Origin of the sequence: Nonomuraea zeae (assembly GCF_005889725.1) — a bacterium.
GTDB classification, from domain to species: Bacteria; Actinomycetota; Actinomycetes; order Streptosporangiales; family Streptosporangiaceae; genus Nonomuraea; species Nonomuraea zeae.
On record NZ_VCKX01000424.1, the window covers coordinates 1 to 8,421 of the forward strand.

At 70.8% G+C, this 8,421-nt stretch carries 6 protein-coding genes; 2 read left to right on the forward strand and 4 right to left on the reverse strand.

What is annotated here, in order from left to right; translation table 11 throughout:
• From ETD85_RS57440 to ETD85_RS57455, 4 genes are all read right to left on the reverse strand, one after another.
• Positions 1-656, reverse strand: a 656-nt coding sequence (locus ETD85_RS57440; protein WP_138698266.1) for a pyridoxal-phosphate dependent enzyme, incomplete at its 3' end; no start/stop codon positions are given.
• Positions 657-936: 280 nt separating this feature from the next.
• On the reverse strand, positions 937-3,315 hold the full coding sequence (locus ETD85_RS57445; protein WP_240780086.1) for a carbamoyltransferase HypF: 2,379 nt from the start codon (positions 3,313-3,315) through the stop codon (positions 937-939).
• Positions 3,316-3,451: 136 nt separating this feature from the next.
• Positions 3,452-5,215, reverse strand: a complete 1,764-nt coding sequence (gene arc / locus ETD85_RS57450; RefSeq protein ID WP_138698268.1) for a proteasome ATPase — start codon at positions 5,213-5,215, stop codon at positions 3,452-3,454.
• A 204-nt stretch (positions 5,216-5,419) separates the two neighbouring features.
• The gene (locus tag ETD85_RS57455; protein ID WP_138698269.1) at positions 5,420-6,271 is read right to left on the reverse strand and encodes a tRNA (adenine-N1)-methyltransferase; all 852 of its coding nucleotides are present in this window, start codon (positions 6,269-6,271) and stop codon (positions 5,420-5,422) included.
• 55 nt (positions 6,272-6,326) lie between these two features.
• Here ETD85_RS57455 and ETD85_RS57460 point away from each other — a divergent pair, with 55 nt between their 5' ends.
• Both ETD85_RS57460 and ETD85_RS57465 read left to right on the forward strand, forming a co-directional pair.
• Positions 6,327-7,418 carry a GNAT family N-acetyltransferase gene (locus ETD85_RS57460; RefSeq protein WP_138698270.1) on the forward strand — a complete coding sequence of 364 codons (1,092 nt, stop codon included), beginning with the start codon at positions 6,327-6,329 and terminating at the stop codon, positions 7,416-7,418.
• Positions 7,419-7,657: 239 nt separating this feature from the next.
• Positions 7,658-8,155, forward strand: a complete 498-nt coding sequence (locus ETD85_RS57465) for a hypothetical protein (RefSeq protein ID WP_138698271.1) — start codon at positions 7,658-7,660, stop codon at positions 8,153-8,155.
• Positions 8,156-8,421: the final 266 nt, after the last annotated feature.

The following is an 8,421-nucleotide window of genomic DNA, read 5'->3' on the forward strand; positions in this document are numbered from 1 at the left end:
CCCAGGGCCCCGGGCCCACCCGCACCCGGGGCGGACGCGGACGGCCGCTCTCCGGGCCGCCCCGACCCCGGCTTGCCCGTGCCCAGCTCCGCGACCTCGTCGAACAGGACGGTGTAGCCGCGCATGACGTCCAGCGGGATCGCGGTGTAGCCCTCCCACGAGCTGTCGGCGACGAGCCGCCAGCCGTGCTCCTGCGCGGCCTGCTGCGCGGCGACCATGCTGGCGTCGTAGTCCTCTCCCGCGCGCCGCACCTCGGCGCCGAGCGCGCGCAGCCGCTCCGCGAACGTCTCAGGAACGCCTTCGCTGAGGTAGACGACGCTGGGCACGCCGACCTCGGCGGCACCGGAGGCGACGGAGATCCCGTGGTTGCCCGCACTGGCGCAGACGAACGGCGGGCCGCCGGGCTCGCGTTCGTCGAGCAGGTGCACGGCGTAGGCGCCGCCGAGCGCCTTGAAGCTGCCCAGCCCCATGCGCCCGCTCTCGTCCTTGACGTGGACCGCCGCCGTCCCCGCCAGCCCGGGAATGGTGCGGACGGGCGTGGGCCGGTAGGCGGGATGCCCGGCGAAGCGGGCCCGGGCCCGGCGGGCGTGCTCGACACCGATCAGCGCCCGATCCTGCGCGGTGTACGGGGTGCGGGCGGGGTTGAGGTAGTCCATGATCGCCATGCTAGATCGGCAGGCCACTTCGACCCGGGACGCCGAGCCCTCGCAGGCCGCCCCCAGCGGTGAGCGCCACCGTGCGCGGCTCACCGCCCTCGTCGGCGCCCTGGGTGCGGCAAGCTCGCGGCGAGCGCCCTGACGCGCCTTCCGCCGCGCTGTGCGGGTCCCGCCGGAACCCGGACCGCCGGGGCGCGCCCGCTCTCCTGCCCAGCCCTCGGGCCCACCCCCGCTTGCGGGCCGCCCCGATCACGGACCGGACCCGCGGACGGACGCGGCCTCAGGTGCGGGTGTGGTCGCGGGCGGCGGCGATGGCGGCCTGGCCGAGGCTGATCCCGCCGTCGTTCGGCGGCACGCGGACGTGCGTGAGCACCCGGAACCCGGCGGCCCGCAACCGCGCCCCCGTGCGTTCCAGCAGCAGCGCGTTCTGGAAGAGCGAGCCCGACAGCGCCACCGCCGACAGGCCCGTGGCCTGCCTGAGCGTGACGCAGGAGCGGGCGATGGCGTCGGCCACCCCGTTGTGGAAGCGGCCCGCGATCACGTGCGAGTCCACCCCGCCCGCGAGGTCCTCGGCGGCCGCGCGCACCAGCCCCGCGCCGTCCATGACGAGCAGGTCCCGGGTGGTGACGGTGACGGGGTAGGCGCCGGGCTCGGCGGGGTCGGCGTGCTGTTCGAGCTCGATCGCCGCCTGCCCCGCGTACGTGATCGTGTCCCGTACGCCGAGCAGCGCGGCGACGGCGTCGAACAGGCTGCCCGCGCTGGACGTCGTAGGCGCCCCCGGCCGGTCGCCGTCCGCGAGCGCGCCGGCCCACCGTTCGGCGTTGCGGCGTACGACGTCGAGGCCGGGGTGGTCGTCGCGCAGGTAGGCGGCGGCCATGCGCCAGGGTTGCCGGGTCGCGGCGGTGCCGCCCGGCATGGGGACGGCGGCGAGGTGTCCGAGGCGTTCGAAGGAGGTGAGGTCGGCGCGGAGGAACTCGCCGCCCCAGACCGTGCCGTCGGCGCCATGGCCCGGCCCGTCGAAGGCGACGCCGAGCACCGGTCCCGGGTCGCCGTTGTCGGCCAGGCAGGAGGCGATGTGCGCGTGGTGGTGCTGGACGCCGACCAGCTCGACGCCTGAGAGCTCCAGGGCGTGCCGGGTGGACAGGTAGCCGGGATGCAGGTCGTGCGCCACCACGTCCGGGCGGATGTCGAACAGGCCGCAGAAGTGGTCGATACCCTCGACGAACGACCGGAGCGTCTCGTGGTTCTCCAGGTCGCCGAGGTGCTGGGAGAGGAACGCCCGCCGCCCCTTCGCCAGGCAGAACGTGCTCTTCAGCTCGGCGCCGCAGGCGAGCACGGGCCGGGGCGCGGGCCTGCGCAGCGCGAGCGGCTCGGGCGCGTACCCGCGGGCGCGGCGCAGCACCGTAACCGTCCTCACGGGCGCGATCGTCCCCCCTGCCGCCATCCCCGCCGTCACATCGACGGCCGTCACGTCGGCCCCCGTCGCCCTACCCGCCGACTCCCCGCCGCCCGTGGTCCTGCCGGCGGCGGCGGCCGGTGAAGGGCGCAGGACGGAGTCATCGGTGCGTACGTGGATGGCGCGATCGTGCAGCAGGAAGGCGTCGGCGATGCCGCCCAGCCGGGTCAGCGCGTCGGCGTCCTCGTACGCGATGGGCTCGTCAGAGACGTTCCCGCCGGTCAGGACCATCGGCTCGGCCAGCTCCCCGAGCAGGAGGTGGTGCAGCGGCGTGTCGGGCAGCATCAGGCCGAGGTCCCGGTTGCCGGGCGCGACGGAGGCGGCGACGGGGGCCCCGGCGCGCCGGGGCAGCACGACGATGGGCCTGGCCCGGCTGGTCAGCAGCTCGGCGGCCACGTCGTCGACCTCGCACAGCCGCCGCGCCTGCGCCAGGTCGGCCACCATGATCGCGAACGGCTTGTCCTCGCGGTGCTTGCGCCCGCGCAGCGCGGCGGCGGCCGGCTCGTGGGCGGCGGGGACGGCGAGGTGGAAGCCGCCGAGCCCCTTGACGGCGACGACGCGCCCGGCGCGCAGCAGGGTGGCCGCGCCGATGATCGGGTCTCCGCACAGCTCGGTGCCGCGGGCATCGTGCAGCCGCAGCCGCGGCCCGCAGGCGGGGCAGCAGACGGGCTGGGCGTGGAAGCGCCGGCTGCCCGGGTCGTGGTATTCGGCGGCGCACGCGGCGCACATGCCGAAACCGGCCATGGTGGTCAGCAGCCGGTCGTAGGGGACGCCGCGCACGATGGTGAAGCGGGGGCCGCACTTGGCGCAGTTGACGAACGGGTAGCGGTGCCTGCGGTCGGCCGGGTCGGCGAGCTCGCGCAGGCAGTCGTCGCAGGTGGTGCTGTCGGCCGAGACCAGGGCGCGGCGCAGCCCGGATGGGTCGCTGGCGGCGATGGTGAAGCCGCTGTGCCCGGCGGGCTCGCCGGTGACGACGGTGACGCTCTCGATCTCGGAGAGGGCGGGCGCGTCGCGTTCGAGCGCGGTCAGGAACTCCTCGACCCCGGACAGCGCGCCTTCGACTTCGATGAACACGCCGTCGACGTCGTTGCGCACCCGCCCCGCCAGGCCCAGCCGGTTGGCGAGGGTGTAGACGAACGGGCGGAAGCCCACGCCTTGCACGATGCCTTCGACGTGCACGTCTATCCGTTTGAGCGTGGTCACAGGCCCAGTGTGCGCCTGATCGTGGTGGCGTGCATGCGTATCGGCCGTGTCGGCGCGCACCGGCCGGTGAAAGGGTCCCGCCGCAGGTGGGGGCATGCGAAACGGGAGGGCCGCGGGGCCCTCCCGTCTCGGGGATCTACAGGTACTGGCCGGTGTTCGCGACGGTGTCGATGGAACGGCCGGCCTCGGTGCCCTGCTTGCCGGAGACGAGCGTACGGATGTAGACGATCCGCTCGCCCTTCTTGCCGGAGATGCGGGCCCAGTCGTCGGGGTTGGTGGTGTTGGGCAGGTCCTCGTTCTCGGAGAACTCGTCCACGCAGGCCGTGAGCAGGTGCTGCACCCGCAGGCCCTTCTGGCCGCTTTCGAGGAACTGCTTGATGGCCATCTTCTTGCCCCGGTCGACGATGTTCTGGATCATCGCGCCGGAGTTGAAGTCCTTGAAGTACAGGACTTCCTTGTCGCCGTTGGCGTAGGTCACCTCGAGGAAGCGGTTTTCCTCGCTCTCGGTGTACATCCGCTCGACGACGCTCTGGATCATGCCCTGGATCGTGGCCTCGCGGGAGTCGGAGTGCTCCGCCAGGTCCTCGGGGTGCAGGGGCAGCTCGGAGATGAGGTATTTGGAGAAGATGTCCTTCGCCGCCTCGGCGTCCGGCCGCTCGATCTTGATCTTGACGTCCAGGCGGCCGGGCCGCAGGATCGCCGGGTCGATCATGTCCTCGCGGTTGGAGGCGCCGATCACGATGACGTTCTCCAGCCCCTCGACGCCGTCGATCTCCGACAGCAACTGAGGGACGATGGTGTTCTCGACGTCGGAGGACACGCCTGAGCCTCGGGTCCGGAAGATCGAGTCCATCTCGTCGAAGAACACGATCACCGGGGTGCCCTCTGAGGCCTTCTCACGGGCCCGCTGGAAGACCAGGCGGATGTGCCGCTCGGTCTCGCCGACGTACTTGTTGAGCAGCTCCGGCCCCTTGATGTTGAGGAAGAAGCTCTTGCCGGACTGGCCGGTCTTCTCCGCGACCTGCTTGGCCAGGGAGTTGGCGACGGCCTTGGCGATGAGCGTCTTTCCGCAACCGGGCGGGCCGTAGAGCAGCACGCCCTTGGGGGGCCGCAGCTTGTGCTCGCGGAACAGGTCGGCGTGCAGGTAGGGCAGCTCGATGGCGTCCCTGATCTGCTCGATCTGCCGCATGAGGCCGCCGATCTCCTCGTAGGAGATGTCGGGAACCTCTTCGAGCACGAGCTCTTCGACTTCGGACTTGGGTATGCGCTCGTAGACGTAGCCGGAGCGAGGTTCGAGCAGGAGCGAGTCTCCCGCCCTGATGGGCTGGCCGACCAGCGACTCGGCCAGTCGCACGACGCGCTCTTCGTCGGCGTGCGAGATGACCAGGGCCCGCTTTCCCTCGTCGAGCAACTCCTTGAGCATCACGATCTCGCCGACCTCTTCGTAGCCGAGTGCCTCGACCACGTTGAGTGCCTCGTTGAGCATGACCTCCTGGCCACGCCGCAGCGAGTCGACGTCGACGGCAGGGCTCACGTTCACCCGGAGCTTGCGGCCCCCGGTGAACACCTCGATCGTGCCGTCTTCTCGGGCCTCCAGGAAGGTGCCGAAGCCGGATGGCGGCTGAGCCAGCCGGTCGACCTCCTCCTTGAGAGCGACGATCTGGTCCCTGGCCTCCTTGAGCGTTGCGACCAGGCGCTCGTTCTGGCCTGTCACGGCCGCGAGATTCGCCTGTGCCTCATGGAGACGTTCTTCCAGGACCCTGGCCTGACGGGGTGACTCGGCCAGCTTCCGCCTCAGCGCGGTGATCTCCTCCTGCAGGAAGGAGACCTGTGTTGAAAGATCAGCGACCTCCCGTTCGCGCTGCGCGGCTCGAGCCTCAGCATCATCGCGAGCTGCCACGCCCCGTCACCTCCTTCCCAGTCGAGGGCGACTACTAAGGACCTTACCTATCTCGGGCCCCTCCGTAACCTGGCCGGGCAGTGTTCGTCGAGTGACATTCAGTATTCGTTGAATAATCCCCAATAGTGCGTTTAATACTCCCAGCATATGAACACGGCGATCTGTTCCCGTGTCACGCACGAACGCACCCTCGTGGCCAAATTGTCATAGTTCTTCGGTCGTCCCCTTCGGTCGTCGACGGCGTGGCGGCGGCGTCACACCGTCGGCCATGCGGCGGGCGGAGACGAGGAACCCCGTGTGGCCGATCATCCGATGATCGGGTCTTACTGCGAGTCCTTCGACATGCCAGTCGCGAACCAGGGTCTCCCACGCATGCGGCTCGGTGAAACACCCGTGATCGCGAATGGCCTCGACCGTCTTGGACATCTGGGTCGTCGTGGCCACGTAACAGCAGATCACGCCACCTGGAGTGAGCGCCTTGGCGGCGGCGTCGACGCACTCCCAGGGGGCGAGCATGTCGAGGATGACCCGGTCGACGTCGGCCTCGTCGATGGAGGCGACCAGGTCGCCCACGACCAGCCGCCAGTTGTCGTCCATGGGCCCGCCGTAGAACTTCTCCACGTTCTTGCGCGCGACGTCGGCGAACTCCTCGCGGCGCTCGTAGGAGGTGACGTGCCCCTGCGGGCCGACGGCGCGCAGCAGGAAGCAGGTGAGCGCGCCCGAGCCCACGCCGGCCTCGATCACCCGGGCGCCGGGGAAGACGTCGGCCATGCCGACGATCATTGAGGCGTCCTTCGGGTAGATCACGGCGGCGCCGCGCGGCATGGCCAGCGTGTAGTCCTGCAGCAGGTGGCGGAAGGCCAGGTATTGGGTGCCACCGGAGGAGCGCACGACGGAGCCTTCAGGCTGCCCGATCAGATCGCTGTGCGGGATGGCGCCCTTGTGGGTGTGGAAGACGCCGTCCTCCTTGAGCGTGATCGTGTGGCGCTTGTTCTTGGGGTCGGTGAGCTGCACCTGATCCCCCGCCTGGAAAGGCCCATGCCTGCGGAAACCCATGGCGGCAAGGTTATAGGGCTTTCGAGCAGGTCCGGACGCACGATATCTATGGGGGATGTTCCCTCGTGATGTGATCTCAACCGGCTCCCTGATCCTTCGTCCCCCGGCGGAGGAGGATGCCGGGGCGATCGTGCTGATGTGTGACGATCCGGTGACGGCCAGGTTCATGCCGCTGATGCCGTCGCCGTACGCGCTGGAGCACGCGCGCGACTTCCTGGAGCGCGCGGCCGGGAAGTGGGCGCAGGGCGGGGCGGAGTTCGCGATCACCGAGCGCGGCCGGTATGTCGGCTCGATCGGGGTGCGTCCGCCGGACCACTGGGGCGTGGCGGAGCTCGGCTACCTGGTGACGCCGGAGGCGCGAGGCCGGAATGTGGCCGGGGCGGCGGCGCGGGCGGTGACGGACTGGCTGTTCGACCAGGGGGTCCGCCGGGTCGAGGTGCAGGCCGAGGTGGAGAACGTGGCGAGCCTGCGGGTGGCGTACAAGGCGGGCTTCCACGAGGAAGGACGCAGGCGGGAGGCCAAGCGGCTGCGTGACGGACGCTACGTCGACTACGTCACCTTCGCCCGCCTCGCCGGGGAGCCGGCCGCGGCCACTGAGCCGTACCTGCCGTTCTTCAAGGGCGGCGAGCTGGGCGACGGGGTGGTGCGGCTGGTGCCGATGACGCCGGAGGACGCGGGCGACTACCACCGGATGATGGGCGACCCGTCCGTCGCCGCCTACGCCGTGGGCCCGGGGACCTCGCTGGAGGACGACGAGCGGCGGTGCCGGAACACCGGCTACTGGTGGGTGTCGGGGCAACGGATCGAGCTGGCGATCAGGGACGCCGCGTCGGGCGCGTTCGCGGGGCACCTGCAGCTGACGCAGGTGATCCCGCCGCTGGGGCAGGCGATGATCGGCTATTCGCTGGTGCCGGAGTTCCGGGGCAAGGGGTTCATGACGCGGGCGGTGCGCCTGGTCGTGGACTGGGCGTTCGCGCACACGGCGCTGCACCGGATCGTGGCCGGGACCAACGTGTCGAACACGGCGTCGCACGCGGTGCTGGAGCGGGCCGGGTTCGCCAGGGAGGGGCTGCACAGGGAGCTGTTCCCGACGGCGGACGGCACGCGGGCCGACGACGTGGAGTGGGCGCGGCTGCGGACGTCGTAGCGGCACGGCGGGACGTGGCGGGACGGGACGTGGCGGCGGCGTGGCTGTGTTGCGGCGGCGTTGCGGCGGCGGTGGCGTTGCGGCGGCGGCCCGAACCGTGGCCGAAATGGGCAAAAATCCCGATTTCCTGTTGAGGGGTAGTCAAGGGCCGCGTCGGGGGTGATAGTCAGTGCACCCACACTTGAGTATCGCGTGATCGGGCTGCGCGATCTCACCCCCTCCGGCGAGGGATCACCGCGATGCCAAACAACCGTGTCGATGTCGCCATGCGCGAACTCATCGCATCGTTCTCCAGCCTGCAGGCCGCGGACGTGATCGACCGTCTCGCGCGTACCGCCGCCGCCGTCGCCGGCACCGCCTACTCCGGGTTCGTGCGTGTGGACGCGCTACGGCAGGAGGCGTGCCCGGTCCACGTGCACGCACCCCCAGGTGATCCGCTGCGCGTGCGGCGGTGGCTGATCGAATCGGGGGTGCTGAAGGAACTGGCGGCGTCCCCGGCGACGGTACGGCTGGCGCGCGACCCGTTGATGGGCGAGCCGGGCTTCCTGGCCGCTCCCGTGCCGGCTGCGGCGTGGGACCACCTGTTCGTCTGGGTGGCCGGCAGGGGTTTCTGCGACGGGGACGAGCATCTGCTGAGCCGGTTCGCCACCGCGTCGGGGCGGGCGATGGAGGCGGCGAGCGGGCTGGAGGCGGCGGTGCGCCTGTTACGGGGCGTACGGGCTTTCCGACCGGTCTAGCGGCGCGGCCGCCGAAGCGGGCGGGCCGGATCTGCTCTATACGGACGGCCGGTTCGCGGGTGGAATTTCGCGGAGAATCCTTACTGGTGGCTGTTTCCCTGGCGTCCAATACTGAAGATTTTTCGCCTATTCCATGGCCTCTCGCTAGAAATCGCGATATCTCGGCATAACGCGTAATACAACCTGCGTGGCCCCTTCTCTGGCGGGCGGACAGCCGTCCCCGCCGCCGTTTCGGGCACCTCCCTGGCCCGACCGCGCCCTCTCCC